The sequence below is a fragment of the Mesorhizobium sp. LSJC285A00 genome, assembly GCF_000503155.1.
GTDB lineage: Bacteria > Pseudomonadota > Alphaproteobacteria > Rhizobiales > Rhizobiaceae > Mesorhizobium.
On record NZ_AYVK01000055.1, the window covers coordinates 19223 to 37705 of the forward strand.

An 18483-nucleotide genomic window follows, 5' to 3' on the forward strand; every position below is an offset into this window, starting at 1 on the left:
GCTTCAGGCGGCATCCTGAGACGCGGCGAGGACAGGCGCAGCGCTCCGGCGCCGTTCGGTGTTGAGCGCCAGCAGACCGGCGCCGATGATCAGCGCCGCACCGATGGCGGTGGTCGAGCGCGGCACCTCGTCGAAGAACAGGAAGCCCCACAGCGGCGACCAGATAATCCCGGTGTATTCGAATGTGGCGACGCGGTTGGCGGGCGCCAGCCTGTAGGCCTGCGACAGCAGAATCATGCCGGCCGAAGCGACGAAGCCGCAGGCCGCCATCTTGAGGAAATCCGGGGTCGTCGGCCAGACCCACGGCCGCACCAGGAATTCGAGGCTGGGGTGGACAGCATGGGTTATGCCGGCAAGCCAGAATGTGCCGGCAACCGCAGCGGCGCCGACCAGATAGGCGCCGTTCTGGTAGAAGGCCATGACGGTGGAGGATTCGGTGTCGCCGATCTTGCGCGCCATCAGCTGTGAAAAGCCGTAGAGCAAAGCCGAGCCCAACGAAAGCAGCGCCGCCCAGTCGAACAGGCCGGCGCCCGGGCGCAGCATCACGACCACGCCCAGCATGCCGATCAGCACGGTGGCGAGAGCCTGCCAGGATACCCGCTCGCCGAGATAGGGCCCGGCTATCGCCATGATGAACAGGGGCGCCATGAAATAGAGCGCCACCGCGTCGGCGAGCGGCAAGGCAGCGATCGCCAGATAGTAGACCGTATAGGAGGAGAACTGGACGAAGGCGCGTATCGTCAGCAGGCCGAACCGCTTCGAGACAATGGCCCGCAGGCCGACATCGGCGCGAACGAGAACGACCAGGATCGGCAAAGCGACGATCGAGCGGATCCACATCACCTCGGTCACGGGATAGCCGGCCGACACCGCCTTGACCAGCGGGTCCTGGAGCGAGAACACCAGCACGCCAAGGCACAGGCTGATGATGCCGAGAACGATCCGGTTGCGCATGTTGTTCTGCCGGCCCTTGCCTTGACTGCCCGCAGCCGCCCGGCCATGGGGTAAAAAGAACCCGCCACCGTTTCGGGCAGCGGGTATGAGTGAGGACTCTTTGATTGGTCCGCAGCCGGTTTCGCGGCGGCATATCCAATGGGTGAGCGGACTATGCTGCGGCGTTTGACATGTTGCAAACGAATTGGAATGATACCAGCGATCAAATTTGCTTATGACGGATTCGATGCGGCCAGCCCTCGACAGCGATCTCCTGCGCACCTTCGTCGCCATTGCCGAAGCGGGCAATTTCACCCGGGCGGCGGAGCAGGCCGGGCGCACCCAGTCGGCGGTGTCGATGCAGATGAAGAAGCTCGAGGAGCTGGTCGGCGACAGCCTGTTCGAACGCGGCTCGCGCGGCGTGGCGCTGACGCGCCGTGGCGGCGAGCTGATCGTCAATGCCCGCCGCATCGTCTCGCTGCTCGACGAGACGGCGGCATCGATGGCGGCGGCACCGCTTGGCGGGCCTGTGCGCATCGGCATTCCCGAGGAATATGGTCACGCCATCCTGTCGCGCGCGCTCGGCGCCTTCTCGAAGCGTCACACCAAGGTCGAGGTCACCGTGCGCTATGCACATTCGGGCGCCCAGCTGGCGGCGTTGGCGGCCGGTGAACTCGACCTCGCCGTGGTGTTCGAATGGCAGGATCCTTCCGGCGGCGAGGTGCTGATGCACGATCCGACCGTGTGGGTGACATCGAGCCTGCATCACATGCATGAGGAGCGGCCGGTGCCGATCGCGCTCTACAACCGGGCCGGCTGGTGCAAGGACTTCGCCATCAAATCGCTGGAGCAGCGTGGGCTGGCCTACCGTGTCGCCTATACCAGCGACACCACCGGCGGCCTGAAGCTCGCCGTCACCTCCGGCCTGGCGATCGCGCCGATCTCGCACAGCAACATTCCCGATGGCTGCCGCGAGCTCACCGCCGCGGACGGGTTCGGCCATATCGATTCCTCGAATGTGGTGATGCACCGCAGCCCAAATGCCTCAGGCGAGGCTATCGACGGCATGCAGGAGGCGATCCGCGAGGCATTCGTCAACCGGCCGGCTTAGTCTGTTGCATCCTCGTAGAAATGCAGCCGATTGCCGAAGGGGTCGCCGACCGACACTTCACGGGTCTGCCACGACGTGGTTTCGAGGCCCGGCCGGGCGTAGCGGTATCTCTTGCCGATCAATTCGCGGTGCAATGCCGCGATGTCCTCGACCTTGATGCGCATGGCTATACCCGGCGCGCCGTCGCCATGATGTTCGCTCAGATGCAGGACACAGCCGTCGCGGATTACACCCATGTAGAGCGGCGCATTGTCGTCTAAGCGGTGCTCGAACTCGACCTTGAAGCCGAGAAAGTCGACATAGAATTCGCGTGCCTTGGCGATGTCGAAGATGCGCAGGATGGGCGTGACGGCACCGAGTTTCGGCATGGCGCTGATACCATTCAGTTCGACGGATGTTGCCTTGGAGGCTACTTCAGCTCCAGCAGCCGCTCGAGGTAGCTGCGCTCGATGTCGGGGCTGAGCGCGTTGCCGAGCCGCTTGCGAATCGCTTCGAGAATCTGGCGGGCGCGCTGCACGTCGATCTCGTCGGGCACCTTCACCGAATCGCCGAAATCGGGTCCGCGGCTGGCGCGTGGTCGGCCCAGCGGATCGCGGCCGGCGTCCTGTTGGCGGCCGCCTTCCTGGCTGCCGCCCTGGTCCCCCTGCATCGCCTGCAGCTGCTTCATCATCTCCTTGGCGCCCTTGCGCAGCGCTTCCAGCGCGCGACCCTGGTGGCCGACTGCCTGGTCGCCTTCGCCTTCGCCAAGCGACTTTTCGGCATTGCCCATGGATTTGCCAGCGTCGCCAAACCCCTCATTGGGTTGCATGCCCATGCCTTCTAGGCCCTTCTTCAGCTTGTCGAGTTCACTCTGCAACTGGCCCTGGCCTTCCTGCAGCTGCTTCATCGCATCGGCGAATTCCTGCGGTGTCATCGACTTCGGCCGGGCGAGAGGATCGCGATCCTTGCCAACGCCCGGCTGGTCCGGGTCGTCGCCATTGCCTTCGCCGGGCTGCTGATTATCTCCGCGCTGCATCTGGTCCATGCGGTAGGTGTCGTTCATCATCTCCTGCTGGCGGCGCATGATCTCGCCCAGCTTGTCCATCTGCTGGCGCATCTCGCTGTCCTGCTCGCCGCCCTGCTGCTGACGGCCGGCCTGCAGGTTGTTCATCATGTTTTCCAGCTGCGACAGCAGCTCCTGCGCCTTGTCGCGGTCGCCCGACTTCGCCAGGTTCTCGATCTGGTCCATCATGCGGTCGATATCACTCTGACGCAGCTCGCGACCATTCTGCTGCATCTGCGGCGCGTTCGGGTTCTGCTTGGCGCGCTCGGCGAATTCCTGCAGGAATTCGTTCATCGCCTCGCGCAGTTCCTTCATCGCCTTTTCGATCTCTTCGTCGCTGGCGCCGCGCTTGATGGCGTCCTGCAGCGCCTGCTGGGCCTGGCGGAGCCGCTTTTCGGCGGACGAGAGATTGCCTTCCTCAATGCCGAGCGCGATTTCCCAGAGATAGGCAACCTCGTTGCGCAACTGATCGTCGCTGTCCGACATCTTCAGCCGGCTGCGGGCGCTCATGATGGCGAGGTAATGCGACATGTTGTCGAACGTGTCCTCGGGCCGCAGCGTGATGGCGTCCATCAGGTCGAGCACGCGCGGCTTGGCATTGGCGTCGAGCGCCAGCAGGCGGCGCTGCTCGACCACCGCCCGCGCCAGCGGGTTGCCGAAGGGCCGCTCCGGCATCACAATAGTCTTGGTCTCGCTGGTCGCGGTGTGTCCGGCATCGTCGGTGGCGACAAGCGACAGCTTGATGCTGGCGCCGGCCCAGACGTGTTCGGTGAGGTCCTTGGTGGTCTTGGCGGCGTTCGCCTTGCCGCCGCGGCGCGGCAACGCCAGCGGCAATTCAGGCGGACCGTAGAGCGGATGCGCATCGGGCGCCGCCGGATCGGCCAGCGCGAAAACCGCCTTGGCGGTGGCCGCGCCATAGTCGTCGTCGATCTGGTAGTTGATCTCGAAGGCGCCGTTGACGGCGCGCTTGGGCTCGCCGACGAAGCGGATCGTCGGCGGCTTGTCGGGGATCACCGCGAAGGCCCAGCGACCGAGATCGGCTTCGCCCGACTTCAGCGTCAGCGTGCCGTCGGCGGTCAGCTTGCCGGTGAACTGGCGCAGCTTGGGGGTCGCGGGGTTGACCGCCGCTGCCTTGACGGCCGCCACCTGTGGTCCCGACGGGTCGATGGCGCGAGCATTGCCGCCCTTGTCGGCAAAGCTTAGCGTTTCCTCGCCGGAGCCGCCGGTCACGCGCAGCGAGACGTCGCTGCCTTGCGGCACGGTGAAGGTGGCAACCGCGTGCTTGGCGTTGCCATCGATGACTGGCGCGGTCAAGAAGAGGGGCGGCTTGCCGGTATAGGCCGGCGGGGTCACCCAGGCATCGATGCGCGGCGGTACGATGTCGCGCGCCGCATGGGCACTGAAACCATCGGACAGCCTGCCGCCGGACGGTCCGAAGGAGAAGGCAAAAGCGGTGACCAACAGCAGCGCCGCCACGGCACGCAATGCCCACGGATCGCGCTCCGGCACGCGCGTACGCGGCAGGTCGGCGCCAAGGCTGCCGAGCTTGTCGGCCATGCGCTTTTGGTGTTCGCGCCACAACGCCTGGGAAAAGATGCTTTCCTTGCCGCTGGGACGGTCGGTCTGCACCAGCACCGGGCTGTGCTGCAACTGGTTGGCGGCCTCGATACGGCGGTCGATTTCAGCGGCGGATGGAAGCTTGAAGAAACGCAGCGGATAGAGCGCCGCCAGCGTGGCAATACCGAACGCCGTGACCAGGATAACGCGCGCAATGTCAGGCAGCCGGGGGAAAAGGCCGAGCCAGGAGAGGCTGAGAAACAGGCTGGCGATGATGAGCAGCGGCAGAAGCAGCGGCCAGCCGCGCTCGACCGTCATCGAGACCCGTGTCGCCAGCCGGCTCAGGGCAAGCCGCCCGGCCAGGCTGCGATCGCCACTGGAAATGGGGCGTTCCGTCATCGGCCCTCCTGCCCGGGCGGGATGGCCCGGACTCAACAAGCAGAAGTTTACCAGCAAACACGGCAAAGGCGAGGCGGTTCCGGAAAACTTGAAAAGCTTTGACGGGTTTGCGTCCCACTTCAGTCGAAGCAAGGTTTAGAATTTCGCCGGATCGGTGTTCGAGCCGCAGACAAGGACGGCGATCCGCTCGCCCGGCGCCGGCGTGTAGCGGCCGGACAGCAGCGCTGCGAAGGCCGCTGCGCCACCCGGCTCGGCGATGATCCGCACCCGCTCCCACAGCGCCTTTTGCGCGGCGATGATGGCATCGTCGGTGACCAGGATGGAGCGTTCGACGAAGGCCTCGGCGATCGGGAACATCATCTCGCCGACGCGTTTGGGCGCCAGCGAATCGGCGGCGACGCCTTCGGCCGGCGCATCGACGGGGTGGCCGGCCTCGAAGNGCGTTTGGGCGCCAGCGAATCGGCGGCGACGCCGTCGGCCGGCGCATCGACGGGGTGGCCGGCCTCGAAGGCGCGATGCAGCGTCGGCGCGCCTTCGGGCTCGATGGCGATGATCCTGATGCGGCCGGCAAACCAGGCGGCGATGCCGCCGATCAGGCCGCCGCCGCCGACAGCGACCAGCAGCGTGTCGATGTCTGGCAGATCGGTTTCGATTTCGAGGCCGAGCGTGCCCTGGCCGACCAATGTTTCCTCCTGGTTGAAGGCATGGATCTGCAGCGCGCCGGTCTTTTCGGCAAAAGCCTCGCTGGCGGCCAGCGCCTCGGCATAGCGGGCACCGCCGACGATCAGTTGGGCGCCGTAGCCGCGGATGCGCTGCAGCTTGGCCGGTGGGCTGACTTCGGGAACGAAGATCGTCGCCTTGTGGCCAAGCCGCATGGCGGCATAGGCGACCGCGGCGCCATGATTGCCGCCCGAAGCCGCAACCACGCCGGCCGCAGGCACCGGCCGTTCGAGCAGATTGGTGAAGGCGCCGCGCGCCTTGAACGAGCCGGAATGCTGCAGGCATTCGAGCTTGAGGTCGACCGCCAGCGGCGGCCGGTCGAAATCGGCCATGTCGACGCGGAGCACCGGCGTGTGCCTGATATAGCGGCGGATGCGCGGTTCCATCGCGGCAATGCGTTCGCGCGTGACGGTGTTGCCGTTCGTCATGACCATCTCCTTGGGATTGACACCAATTAGTAACTTGGCAAAATGGCTAAATGCAAGAGGTTGAAATCTTCAAGGCGATCGCCAACGAACGCAGGCTGCAGATCCTCGACTGGCTGAAGGATCCGCAGGCGCATTTCCCGGCCCAGGCAGACGGCGATCTGGTCGAGGACGGCGTTTGCGCGCTGCTGATCGCGGAGAAGCTCGGCATTACGCAGGCGACGCTCTCCGAACATATGCGCGTGCTTACCCAGGCCGGCCTGCTGCGGCCCAAGCGCATCAAGCAATGGACGTTCTACCGCCGCGACGAGGACAGGATCGCCGACACAAGGATGCTCATCCAAAACCGGCTGTAGCGCAGCCGCCGTGGCGGCTCCTATGCAAGCCAGTCGGGCACCGAATCCAGGCCGATAAGCTCGTCATAGGTCTGGCGCCGGCGTACGACATGGAAACGGTCGCCGTCGACCAGAACCTCAGGCACAAGTAGGCGGGTGTTGTAGGTGCCGGATTGCACCGCGCCATAGGCGCCGGCGGTGGTGACGGCAATGAGGTCGCCAGACTTGAGCCGGGGCAGGTCACGGTCGAGGCCGAGATAGTCGCCGGTCTCGCAGACCGGGCCGACGACGTCGACCGCCATGCGCGGCGTGTCGGCCGGCGGCTGCACCACCGGCTTGATGTCGTGGAAGGCATCGTAGAGCGTCGGCCGGATCAGATCGTTCATGGCGGCGTCGACGACGAGGAAGTTCTTGGCGTCGCCTTCCTTCACGAAGATCGCTTCCGAGACCAGGATGCCGGCATTGCCGACGATCAGCCGGCCCGGCTCGAACATCACCTTCACTCCAAGCTTTGTCAGGTGCTTCCTGACGATCTCGGCATAGGCATCGGGCAGAGGCGGCGGGCTGTTGTCGGTGCGGTAGGGGATGCCGAGGCCGCCGCCGAGATCGACATGCTCGACGGCGTGGCCATCGGCGCGCAGCGCGCCGACCAGTTCCGCCAGAAGCGCGAAAGCATCGTCAAAGGGCTGCAACTCGGTGATCTGGCTGCCGATATGGGTATCGATGCCGATGGGCTTGGTGCCCGGCAAACCGGCCGCGCGGGCATAGACCTGGCGCGCCCGTTGCCAGGGAATGCCGAACTTGTTCTCGGCCTTGCCGGTGGAGATCTTCCTGTGCGTCCTGGCGTCGACATCCGGGTTGATGCGCAGCGACACCGGCGCCACCTTGCCGAGCGCGGTGGCGCGGGCCGACAGCAATTCAAGCTCCGGCTCGGATTCGACATTGAAACAGAGAATGCCGGCCTCGAGCGCGAAATCCATCTCGCGCGCGGTCTTGCCGACGCCCGAGAATACGATCTTGCTGGCCGGGATGCCGGCGGCGAGCGCGCGGCGCATTTCGCCTTCCGAGACGGTGTCGGCGCCGGCGCCGAGCTTTGCCAGCGTTCGCAGCACCGCCTGGTTGGAATTCGCCTTCAAGGCGTAACAGACCAGCGTGTCGAGCCCGGCAAAGGCCCCGGCGAACACCCGGTAGTGCCTCGTCAAGGTTGCCGTCGAATAACAATAGAACGGCGTGCCGACGCTTGCGGCGATGTCTGGTATCGCCACGTTCTCGGCATGGAGCACGCCGTCGCGGTAATCGAAATGGTTCACGAGAGTGTTTCCGGAAGTTGGAGCACGAGACCTGGTTAGCACGAGACCTGGCCAGAAAGACCAAGCCGGTCTCATCGGCTCTAGATCAGCGGGTCGAGGATGAACTTCTTGTCCACGACCGGTTTTTCCGGCTCCGGCGGCACCGGCTGTTTGGCGCGCTCGGCGTCCTTGCGGGCCTGGACGGCCGCTTCATAGGGCGTGTCGAGACCGGCCTTACGGCCGCAAGCGGTCACGGCAGCCATCGCCGTCAGCAGCGTCAGCGTCACCAAAATCCTGCTTGCGGTCATCGATCCATCCGTCCGAAACTTTATGTGCTGCGCTTTTAACCGAGTTTTAGGCGCATTGCACCCCGGCATCATGCCTTGGCGATGCGCTTTTTCCAGCTGCGGATCTGCTTCCTGACCTCCGACGGCGCGGTGCCGCCGAAACTGGTGCGGCTCTTCACCGAATTCTGCACCGCCAGAACCGAGAAGATGTCTGCCGTGATGCCGGGGTTGATCGACTGCAGATCCTCCAGCGACAGCTTTTCAAGGCTCACCTTCTTCTCTTCGGCCAACGCCACCGCGCGGCCGGTGACATGGTGTGCCTCACGGAAGGGCAGGCCCAGCGTTCGCACCAGCCAGTCGGCGAGGTCGGTCGCGGTCGCGTGGCCCGAGCTGGCGGCCTTCTTCATGGCGGCGGCATTGACCGTCATGTCGCGCACCATGCCGGTCATCGCCGCCAGCATCAGATCGAGCGTCTCGGCGGCGTCGAAGACGGATTCCTTGTCTTCCTGCATGTCCTTGCCATAGGTCAGCGGCATGCCCTTCATCACCGTCAGCAGCCCGACGAGATGGCCGGTGACGCGGCCGGTCTTGCCGCGCACCAGTTCGGCGGCGTCCGGGTTCTTCTTCTGCGGCATGATCGAGGAGCCGGTGGAGAAACTGTCCGACAGCCTGACAAAGCCGAATTGCGGCGTCGACCAGATGATGATTTCTTCGGCGAGCCGCGACAGATGCGTGGCGGAGATCGCCACCAGGCTCAAAAACTCCAGCGCGAAATCGCGGTCGGAGACGCTGTCCAACGAATTGCGCATCGGCTCGCGGAAGCCGAGCGCCTTGGCGGTCTTGTGGCGATCGATCGGAAAACTGGTGCCGGCAAGCGCTGCCGCGCCGAGCGGGCTTTCATCCATCCGCTCGATGGCGTCGCGGACGCGCGACAGGTCGCGCGAAAACATCTCGACATAGGCCATGCAATGGTGGCCGAAGGTCACCGGCTGCGCCGCCTGCATGTGGGTGAAGCCGGGCATCACGGTCGCCGCATGCTCCTCGGCGCGATCGAGCAAGGCTGAGATCAGCCCCTTCAGCGCCTCGGCGACCCGAAAGCACTCGTCCTTGACCCAGAGCCGGAGATCCACCGCCACCTGGTCGTTGCGTGACCGCGCCGTGTGCAGGCGGCCGGCGGCCGGGCCGATCAGATCGGCGAGGCGGGCCTCGATGTTCATGTGAATGTCTTCCAGCCGGGTCGAGAACTCGAACGTGCCGGCCTCGATCTCTTTCAGGATCGTGTTCAGCCCGTGAGCAATCTTTTCTTGATCGGCCGCCGAAATAATGCCCGTTTCAGCCAACATCTCGCTGTGGGCGACCGAACCTCTTATGTCTTGCGCATAAAGTTTGCGGTCGAACGAGATCGACGCGTTGATCGCTTCCATGATCGCGGCCGGACCCGAGGCAAAACGTCCGCCCCACATCTGGTTGCTGGCCTTCTTGTCGCTCATCGCTATAACCCGTGCTCCGGAGCAGTCTTAGAAAAATGGCAGACGGTAACAGATACTTCCCGGCCCCGCGCCTGATCCTCGCCGCTTTGCTGGCGGGCGTGCTGGCCGGCGCGGTCGCGGTATATGTCAGCGAGAGCGGGTCTGGCAACAACGCAGCCACCGGCAGCGCACCTGCGGCCGGCGCGGGCAACAGCAAGGACGACGTCGCCTGCGCCGCCAAGAGCGACCGCGCCAAAAAGGTTGCCGCCGCAGCCACCGGCCAGGTGGCGGCATTGCTGCCCGCCGATCCGCCGCAATCGCTGAAAAGCCTCGCCTTCAACGGCCCAGACGGCAAGCCGATGACGCTCGCCGATCATGTCGGCAAGACCGTGCTGCTCAACCTGTGGGCGACGTGGTGCGCGCCCTGCCGCGCCGAAATGCCGGCGCTCGATACGCTGCAGAAGGAAAAGGGCAGCGATGCCTTCGAAGTGGTCGCGGTCAATGTCGATGCCGGCGACGATGTGAAGCCCAAGAAGTTCCTAGCCGATATCGGCATCGGGTCGCTCGGCTACTACCGCGATTCGACGCTGGCGCTGTTCAACGACGTCAAGACGCGTGGCTTGGCGCTAGGCCTCCCCGTCACCATGCTGATCGACGGCGAAGGCTGCCTGATCGCGCATATGAACGGACCGGCCGAATGGTCGGGACCGGATGCCAAGCGCTTGGTCGAGGCCGCACTCGCCCCTTAGAGCGGTTCACCGTTTCATCGAAACGGCTACCCGCGCTAACTTTTTTGTTTCGACGCAATTTCGGACGGAAAACCGTTTCACACTTTTCCTGAAATTGCTCTAGGCTGAGCGCAGGGCCGCCGCCGGCGGCAGCATCAAGATGCTGCCGCCGCGTTGTTTGACGCTGGCGTCGTCGTGTGCCGCCGGCGCCGCGACGCCGGTCAGTTCGCTGAACGCCTCGATCGGGCTCGGCCGGCCTAGATAGTAGCCCTGGCCAATCTCGCAGGCCTCGGCGTCGAGGAATTTCAGCTCGCCCAGCGTCTCGACGCCCTCGGCCAGAACCGGCAGGCCGAGACCGCGGCCAAGCCCCAGAACCGCGCGCACGATGGCTGCCACCTGGCCGTTGCTGTCGACTGATTTGATGAATGAGCCGTCGATCTTGATCTTGTCGAAGGGGAAGGCGCGGAGATTGGACAGCGAGGAGTAGCCGGTGCCGAAATCGTCCATCGCCACACGCACGCCAAGCGCCTTCACCTGGCGCAAGGTCGCCAGCGCGCGCGGCATGTCCTTGACCAGCGCCGTTTCGGTGATCTCGAGTTCGAGCCTGCCGGGCGTCAGGCCGGAGCCGAGCAGGACTTCATGCACCTTGCGGCTGAAATTCGGATTGTGGAGCTGCACCGCCGAGACATTGACCGCTACGGTGAGAGGGTTCTTCCAGCGCGCAGCCTCGGCGCAGGCCGTCGCCAGCACCCATTCGCCGATCTGGATGATGACGCCGCTGTCTTCGGCCACCGGGATGAAGGTCGCCGGCGACACGTCGCCGCGCTGCGGATGGCGCCAGCGGATCAGCGCTTCGAACCCGACCATCCGCCCGCTGCTGATCTCCTTTTGTGGCTGGTAGACGAGGCGAAACTCATCGCGCGCCATGGCCTGGCGCAGTTCGTGCTCCATCACGCGCCGGTCTCGCGCCTCGGCGCCCATCGAGGCCTCGAAGTAACGGTAGGTGTCCTTGCCCTCGGCCTTGGCGCGGTAGAGCGCGGTGTCGGCGTGGCTGACCAGGAGTGTCGGCTCATCGGCGTCGAGCGGATAAAGTGCAATGCCGATGCTGGCCGACACCAGCCCGCCACCGACCGACAGCCGGTTTTCCTCGCGCATGGCCGCCAGCACCGCCTCGGCGATGCGGCCGGCCGCCTGCGGATCGGGAAGGTTCGGAGCGATGATGGCGAACTCGTCGCCGCCGAGACGCGCCAGCATCTGTCCGTGGCGGAGCACGGCGGAGGCGCATAGCGCCACCTTCTGCAGCATGGCATCGCCGGCGCCATGCCCGAACAGGTCGTTCACTTCCTTGAAGCGGTCGAGGTCGAGCAGCAGCAGCGCAAGATGCCCACCCTTGCCGCCGCGGTCCATTGCGGCAATTTCGGCCTCGAGCCGGCCGGAGAAACTGCGGCGGTTGGGGAGCCCGGTCAGCGGGTCGAAATGGGCGAGGCGCAGGATCTCCTGCTCGGCCTTCCTGCGTTCGCGGATGTCGCGCACGGCGACCACGCTGTGCCGCTTGCCGCAATAGTCGATGCTTCTGGCGATAAGTTCGACTGGGATGGTGGCGCCGTCATGGGCTCTGAGTTCGGCTTCCTGTGCCTGTCCGCTGCAGTCGGACATGCCGGCCGCGGTGCGTTCGCCGAAGAGGTCGCCAAGCAGCATCGCGTTCAGCACTTCCGGCGCAATGCCGGTTAGCGCGGCGATGCTGTCATTGGCGCTGACGATGCGGGCGCCGTCGCAGACGATCAGCCCCTCGATGGCGGCGTTGGCGAGGCCGTGCATGCGCTCGGCCTCGAGCTTGTGACGCCGGAAGCGAAGGTCGATCCACAATGCTGCGGCTGAAAGCACCAGGATAGCCATGCTGACTGCAGCGGCGGCGAAGGCCTGCGACACCGGTTCGACCGTGAACTGCGATATCTCGATGGAGGAGTCCGGGAAGATCGACACCGCGCCCATGGCGATGAAGTGCAGGCTGCAGATCGCCAGCGTCAACAGGATGGCGGCGGCGATTGTGGCCTGCATGGACGGCCGTCGCAACACGACCAGCAGCGCCAGCGCGGCGAGGGTGACGCCTGCCAGCACCGAGACGCCGACCAGCAGCGGGTTCCAGACGATGCGCCCTTCGACCTCGAAGGCGGCCATGCCGATATAGTGCATGGCGGCGATACCAGCGCCGAGGACCGCGCCGCCGACCAGAGGGTAGTCGATGCCCCGGCGCAAGGTGGCGATCCACATGCCCGCGGCGGTCAGGGCGACGGAACCGGCGAGCGAAAGCGCCGACATTTCCGTATTGTAGGCGTTGGGGATTCCGGGAGAAAAGGCAAGCATTGCGATGAAGTGCGTCGCCCAGATACCGAAGCCGGTGGAAGTGGCTGCTATCATCAGCCAGGTATAGCGGTTGCGCTCGCTCGAGCGGTCGACATGGCGAAGCAGGTTGACCGCCGAGAAGGAAGAAATACCGCAAATGAGCGCTGCCAGTGCGACCAGTCTCAGATCGTGCTCATGCACGATACAATTATAGACCGTCAGCATCTCGCCCCACCTGCTCTCTGACAGCAATCAAGCCGTCCACTTGATTAGTATGTCGCGCTTGACGAAGAATCGGTTATGCGAACTACAACTACAGCGGGTTTTTCGGGTTGTACCTTGCGGCGATCCTGTCTCATTCCAGACAGGGTCACAGCAGCGCTTGGCGCGATGCCGCTCTACCGATCTCGATCTGGCCGAGCGCCGGTATGGCGGCCGCATGGTACAGGTGCGTGGCGCTGTCACGGGGGCCCTTCATGCATCGCCGGCGGTCGGCGATCGTCGCAGGCCCACCGCGCCCATGTATCGCTGAGCCGGCTTGGCATTTCTCTGTGTCCTCGTTGCAGAGCGAGGGGGCGCGAAGTTAGCCGGGTATGAAATTCACGAAACAGCAACAAATCCGTTGTCCGATTGTCATCAGCGACACATATTGCCTTTGCGGGAGTGCCCCTTTCGCCAATGACAAACGGGAGATGAAACATGAAGTTGTTCGGCTTTGCGGCCGGTGTTGCCGCCACCTTGACCCTGCTTTCCACCACCTCCGCCTTCGCCGCCACCCAGATCAGTTGGTGGCATGCCATGACCGGCGCGAATGCCGAGGTGGTCGACAAAATCGCCAAGGATTTCAATGCCAGCCAGAGCGACTATGAAATTCTCCCTGTTTTCAAGGGCACCTATCCCGAAACGCTGAATGCCGGCATCGCTGCCTATCGTGCGGGGCAAGCGCCCGACATCATCCAGGTGTTCGACGTGGGTACCGGCGTCATGATGGCAGCCGAAGGTGCGATCAAACCGGTGGCCGATGTGCTGACCAGCGCCGGCGTGACCTTCGACAAGAGCCAGTATTTGCCCGGCATCGTCGGTTACTATTCGAAGCCGGACGGGACCATGCTGTCCTTCCCCTATAATTCCTCGTCGCCCATCCTCTACTACAACAAGGATATTTTCCAGAAGGCCGGGCTTGATGTGAACAACCCGCCAAAGACCTGGAACGAGGTGTGGGAAGCCGCCAAGAAGATCAAGGCGAGCGGCGCCGCTTCCTGCGGCTATACCTCGACGTGGTTGACCTGGATCCACCTTGAGGCCTTCGCGGCCTGGAACGACGTTTCCTATGGCACCAACCAGAACGGACTTGCCGGAACCGACGTCGAGCTCAAGATCAATGCGCCGATCTTCGTCAATCATTTCCAGGCGCTCGCCGACCTGGCCAAGGACGGCACCTTCAAATATGGCGGCCGTACATCCGAAGCCAAGCAGATCTTTCTTGCCGGAGAATGCGGCATCTTCACCGAATCGTCGGGGGGTCTCGGTGACATCGTCAAGTCGGGCATGAACTACGGCATCGGCCAGCTTCCCTATGATAGTGACGCCAAGGGCGCGCCCCAGAACACCACGCCGGGCGGCGCCAGCCTGTGGGTGTTCGGCAACAAATCGGACGAGGAATACAAGGGCGTCGCGGCGTTCTTCTCCTACCTGTCCAAGACCGAAGTGCAGGAGTATCTGCATCAGAAGTCGGGTTATCTGCCGGTGACGCTCGCTGCCTATGAGGCGACCAAGAAGTCCGGCTTCTATGACAAGAACCCGGGCCGTGAGACGCCGATCCTGCAGATGCTGGGCAAGGCGCCGACCGAGAACTCGAAGGGCGTGCGCCTCGTCGACCTGCCGCAGGTGCGCGACATCGAGAATGAGGAGTTCGAGAAGATGCTGGCCGGCCAGCAGACTGCGCAGCAGGCGCTCGACAACGCGGTCGCACGCGGCAACAAGGCGATTCAGGAAGCGATCGGAAACTGAAGCGATTGTCAGTTGAACCTCGTCCACGCGGACCCGCGTGGACGATTTCCTGAATAGCGAGGGAATCACCCTGTCTCCACGCGTCGTCTTTCCCAACAAGACCCTGCCTTACCTGCTGGTGGCGCCGCAACTCGCCATTACGCTGATCTTTTTCTACTGGCCGACCGGGCAGGCGCTCTACCAGTCGATGCTTAGGGAAGACCCGTTCGGGCTGAAGAGCAAGTTCGTCGGGCTCGCCAATTTTCGCAAGGTGCTGGCCGACCCGGCCTACCTCAACTCGATCAAAGTTACGCTGGTGTTCTCTCTGGCGACCGCGATGGTCGCCATGGGTGTGGCCCTGTTGCTTGCCGTCATGGCCGAGAAGGTGGTGCGCGGCAAAGGCCTTTATCGCACGCTGCTGATCTGGCCGTATGCGGTGGCGCCGGCGATTGCCGGCATGTTGTGGCTGTTTCTGTTCAACCCCTCGATCGGTTCGCTGGCCTACGCCTTGAGAGGTCTCGGCATCGCCTGGGATCCCTTGCTTAACGGAAACCAAGCCATGATCCTGCTGGTGTCTGCGGCTGCCTGGAAGCAGATCAGCTACAATTTCCTGTTCTTCGTCGCCGGGCTGCAGGCGGTGCCGAAGACGTTGATAGAGGCGGCGGCCATGGACGGCGCCGGGGAGACGAAGCGCTTCTGGACCATCGTCTTCCCGCTGCTCGCACCGACGACCTTCTTCCTGCTGGTCGTCAACACTGTCTATGCGCTGTTCGACACTTTCGGTATCGTTCATGCCGTCACCGGCGGCGGGCCAGGCAAGGCCACCGAGACGCTGGTCTACAAGGTCTACAATGACGGTTTCGTCAATTTGATCCTCGGCGATTCGGCCGCGCAGTCGGTCATCCTGATGGTCATCGTCATCTCACTCACGGCCATCCAGTTCCGCTATGTGGAACGCAAAGTCCACTACGGTTGAGCGCGAGCGATGATTGGTCAGTCCCCGCTTCGCGCCCTCATCGCCCACGCCGTGCTCATCCTGGGCATCCTGATCGTCGCTTTCCCGATCTACTACACCTTCGTTGCCTCCACGCAGACGCTGCAGACCATCCTCAAGCCGCCATTGCCTCTTTTGCCCGGCGACCAGGTCTGGAACAATTACAGCGAGGCGCTGTTCGGCGGTGTCGGCCGCATCGGCGGCGTCAGTGTCGGCCGATTGCTGCTCAACACCACGATCATGGCGCTCGGCATCGCGGTGGGGAAGATTTTCATCTCGATCCTTTCGGCCTATGCGATCGTGTTCTTCCGTTTTCCGCTTCGGATGGTCTTCTTCTGGCTGATCTTCATCACCCTGATGCTTCCCGTCGAGGTGCGCATCCTGCCGACCTACAAGGTGATGGTCGATCTCGGCATGATCGACACCTATGCCGGCCTGATCATTCCGCTGATCGCCTCGGCCACCGCCACGCTTCTGTTTCGCCAGTTCTTCATGACCATCCCAGGTGAGTTGGTGGAAGCGGCGCGTGTCGACGGCGCCGGACCATGGCGATTCTTTTTCGACATCCTGCTGCCGCTGTCGCGCACCAACATCGCGGCGCTGTTCGTCATCCTCTTCATTTATGGCTGGACGCAGTACCTGTGGCCGCTGCTCGTCACCAACAGCAATGACATGAACACCATCGTCATCGCACTTAGAAAGATGGTCTCCTTCGCCGATGCCGATACCCAATGGCATCTGGTCATGGTCACCGCGATGCTGGCCATACTGCCGCCGATCCTGATCGTGGTGCTGATGCAACGCTGGTTCGTGCGCGGACTGGTCGATACCGAAAAGTGAGAAGCTGATGGCGACCATCGATCTGAAGGATGTGAAGAAAGTCTATCCCGGCGGCGTCGAGGCGGTGAGGGGTGTCTCGATCGCCATTCCCGACAAGGAGCTTTGCGTGCTGGTTGGGCCGTCCGGCTGCGGCAAGTCCACGCTGCTGCGGATGATCGCCGGGCTTGAGACCATTTCTTCCGGCACCGTCGCCATCGACGGCAAGATCGTCAACACGATCGGTCCGACCGAGCGCGACATCGCCATGGTGTTCCAGAACTATGCGCTTTATCCGCATATGAAGGTCTACGACAACATGGCCTACGGGTTGCGCAACCGGGGTACTCCCAAGGACGAGATCGACAGCAGGGTTCGCTCGACCGCCAAGGTGCTGGAGCTCACGGCGCTGCTCGACCGGCGCCCGCGCGAGCTTTCCGGCGGCCAGCGCCAGCGCGTGGCCATGGGTCGCGCAATCGTGCGCAATCCAAAAGTCTTCCTGTTCGACGAACCGCTTTCCAACCTCGACGCCAAACTGCGCGGCCAGATGCGGGTCGAAATCAAGAATTTGCAGCGCTCGCTCGGTGTCACCTCGGTCTACGTCACCCACGACCAGCTTGAGGCGATGACGCTGGCCGATATTCTCGTCGTCATGAATGGCGGGTTGGTCGAGCAGACGGGCGCGCCGCTCGACATCTACGAGAAGCCGGCATCGACCTTCGTCGCCTCCTTCATCGGAGCGCCGCCGATGAACCTTCTGCCTCTTTCGCAAGGACCGGCTGGTCCGGCGCTGACCGACGGCAAGACGGTTGACTTCGCGCCTACGAACGCCGCCACGCTTGGCTTCCGCCCTGAGGATGCCGACGTCACCTTCAGTGCCGAGGCATCATCCGGCGCGCTTATTCTGCCTGCGGCGGTCGAGGCGGTCGAACCTGTGGGAGCCGAAAGCTTTCTTCACTGTGCCGCCGGCGGCAACCGCATCGTCGTGCGTGTGGCCGGCCGCGCCACGGCCAAACCCGGCGATCAACTGCGCGTCGTGGCCAGGGCCGAGAAGCTGCATTGGTTCGACAATGCTGGGAAACGAGTCGATTGACGCAGCCGCTCGCGCCAATCCGACGCATCGGCAGTTCAGGCGAAGACATGCGCCTTGCCGGAGACGGTCAGGCGCACGATCTCGCCGACGGCAGGCGCGTCGATACCCGGCTTGCGTAAGGTCAGCGGTGTGCTGCCGATCGCCGCGGCGTCGGGCGGATCGGGGTTGTTCAACAACCGCACCGCAATGGTGCACATCGAGCCGGCGAACTCCGAATCCGTCACCTCGGCGAAGATCGTACCTACAGGCCCCGACATGCCTTCGCGCGACGTGCGCTTCACCTGCACCTGTTCCGGCCGCAGCATGATGCGGGCGACATCCAGCCGCTCCTTCGAGTCGACCGCGATGCGGCCGAGCGAAGAGGTGGCAAAGCCGCCTGAAATCTTTGCCGGCAAGATGATGGCGTCGCCAAGAAACTCGGCAACCATGCGGTCTTTCGGCTGCAGATAGAGTTCTCGCGGTGTGCCGATCTGAGAGAACTTTCCGTCGCGCATGACCGCCACCTGGCTGGCGAAGGACAGCGCCTCGGCCTGGTCGTGGGTGACCAGGATGGTGGTGATCCCGGCGGCTTCCAGCAATTCAGCGACCGCCTTGCGCATCGAGGCGCGCAGACCGGTGTCGAGCGCCGAGAACGGTTCGTCGAGAAGCATCAGCCTGGGCTTCATCGCCATGGCGCGGGCCAGCGCCACGCGCTGCTGCTGGCCGCCGGAGAGCTGGTGCGGGCGGCGCTTGAGGATCGCCTTGTCGAGCCCGACGGTATAGGCGAGCTCGGCGATGCGCTCGGCGCGCTGGTCCTCGCCGCGGGCCATGCCAAAGCCGATATTGTCGCCGATGCTGAGATGCGGGAACAGGGCGCCGTCCTGCGCCACCAGGCCAATGCCGCGGCGGTGCGCCGGCACCGCATGGCCGCCATTGGCCAGCACCTCGCCGTCGAGCACGACGCGGCCCTGGTC

15 protein-coding genes and 1 pseudogene are annotated in these 18483 nt (G+C 64.1%); 7 read left to right on the top strand and 9 right to left on the bottom strand.

The features are described from left to right. Window positions 1-3: 3 nt before the first annotated feature. On the bottom strand, window positions 4-954 hold the full coding sequence (locus tag X726_RS139795; RefSeq protein WP_023673317.1) for a DMT family transporter: 951 nt from the start codon (window positions 952-954) through the stop codon (window positions 4-6). A gap of 226 nt (window positions 955-1180) precedes the next feature. Here X726_RS139795 and X726_RS139790 point away from each other — a divergent pair, with 226 nt between their 5' ends. Continuing rightward, the gene (locus X726_RS139790) at window positions 1181-2044 is read left to right on the top strand and encodes a LysR substrate-binding domain-containing protein (protein WP_023726969.1); all 864 of its coding nucleotides are present in this window, start codon (window positions 1181-1183) and stop codon (window positions 2042-2044) included. On the opposite strand, the gene X726_RS139785 is transcribed toward X726_RS139790, so the two are convergent. From X726_RS139785 to X726_RS01000000167630, 3 genes and pseudogenes are all read right to left on the bottom strand, one after another. Further along, on the bottom strand, window positions 2041-2412 hold the full coding sequence (locus X726_RS139785; protein ID WP_023673319.1) for a glyoxalase superfamily protein: 372 nt from the start codon (window positions 2410-2412) through the stop codon (window positions 2041-2043). The genes X726_RS139790 and X726_RS139785 overlap by 4 nt on opposite strands. Window positions 2413-2453: 41 nt before the next feature. Further along, window positions 2454-5042 (bottom strand): TIGR02302 family protein, encoded by a 2589-nt coding sequence (locus tag X726_RS139780; protein WP_023673320.1) that lies wholly within the window; start codon window positions 5040-5042, stop codon window positions 2454-2456. Window positions 5043-5177: 135 nt separating this feature from the next. Next, window positions 5178-6190: pseudogene (locus X726_RS01000000167630) on the bottom strand (threonine/serine dehydratase). A 50-nt stretch (window positions 6191-6240) separates the two neighbouring features. On the opposite strand from X726_RS01000000167630, the gene X726_RS139775 reads away from it, so the two are divergent. Next, on the top strand, window positions 6241-6543 hold the full coding sequence (locus X726_RS139775; RefSeq protein ID WP_023673323.1) for a metalloregulator ArsR/SmtB family transcription factor: 303 nt from the start codon (window positions 6241-6243) through the stop codon (window positions 6541-6543). A gap of 20 nt (window positions 6544-6563) precedes the next feature. On the opposite strand, the gene lysA is transcribed toward X726_RS139775, so the two are convergent. The 3 genes from lysA to argH form a co-directional block, all read right to left on the bottom strand. Further along, window positions 6564-7832, bottom strand: coding sequence for a diaminopimelate decarboxylase (lysA, locus tag X726_RS139770; RefSeq protein WP_023673324.1), 1269 nt, complete (start codon window positions 7830-7832; stop codon window positions 6564-6566). 80 nt (window positions 7833-7912) lie between these two features. Next, complete coding sequence (locus tag X726_RS139765; protein ID WP_023673325.1) at window positions 7913-8119, bottom strand: hypothetical protein; 207 nt, start codon at window positions 8117-8119, stop codon at window positions 7913-7915. A 68-nt stretch (window positions 8120-8187) separates the two neighbouring features. Further along, window positions 8188-9588 carry an argininosuccinate lyase gene (gene argH / locus X726_RS139760; RefSeq protein ID WP_023673326.1) on the bottom strand — a complete coding sequence of 467 codons (1401 nt, stop codon included), beginning with the start codon at window positions 9586-9588 and terminating at the stop codon, window positions 8188-8190. Window positions 9589-9623: 35 nt separating this feature from the next. On the opposite strand from argH, the gene X726_RS139755 reads away from it, so the two are divergent. After that, complete coding sequence (locus tag X726_RS139755; RefSeq protein WP_023673327.1) at window positions 9624-10316, top strand: TlpA disulfide reductase family protein; 693 nt, start codon at window positions 9624-9626, stop codon at window positions 10314-10316. 99 nt (window positions 10317-10415) lie between these two features. Here X726_RS139755 and X726_RS139750 read toward each other — a convergent pair whose 3' ends face one another. After that, window positions 10416-12863, bottom strand: coding sequence for an EAL domain-containing protein (locus X726_RS139750; RefSeq protein ID WP_023673328.1), 2448 nt, complete (start codon window positions 12861-12863; stop codon window positions 10416-10418). Window positions 12864-13337: 474 nt separating this feature from the next. Here X726_RS139750 and ugpB point away from each other — a divergent pair, with 474 nt between their 5' ends. From ugpB to X726_RS139730, 4 genes are all read left to right on the top strand, one after another. Beyond that, window positions 13338-14648, top strand: coding sequence for a sn-glycerol-3-phosphate ABC transporter substrate-binding protein UgpB (gene ugpB / locus X726_RS139745; RefSeq protein ID WP_023673330.1), 1311 nt, complete (start codon window positions 13338-13340; stop codon window positions 14646-14648). 70 nt (window positions 14649-14718) lie between these two features. Further along, window positions 14719-15603, top strand: a complete 885-nt coding sequence (ugpA, locus tag X726_RS139740; protein WP_023685330.1) for a sn-glycerol-3-phosphate ABC transporter permease UgpA — start codon at window positions 14719-14721, stop codon at window positions 15601-15603. A 9-nt stretch (window positions 15604-15612) separates the two neighbouring features. Next, a complete protein-coding gene (gene ugpE / locus X726_RS139735; protein ID WP_023694018.1) occupies window positions 15613-16461 on the top strand; it encodes a sn-glycerol-3-phosphate ABC transporter permease UgpE in 849 nt (282 codons plus the stop codon). 7 nt (window positions 16462-16468) lie between these two features. Further along, the gene (locus X726_RS139730; protein WP_023673333.1) at window positions 16469-17530 is read left to right on the top strand and encodes a sn-glycerol-3-phosphate import ATP-binding protein UgpC; all 1062 of its coding nucleotides are present in this window, start codon (window positions 16469-16471) and stop codon (window positions 17528-17530) included. A 35-nt stretch (window positions 17531-17565) separates the two neighbouring features. Here X726_RS139730 and X726_RS139725 read toward each other — a convergent pair. Continuing rightward, window positions 17566-18483: ABC transporter ATP-binding protein (locus X726_RS139725; protein ID WP_023673334.1), on the bottom strand; the 918-nt coding region annotated here is incomplete at its 5' end.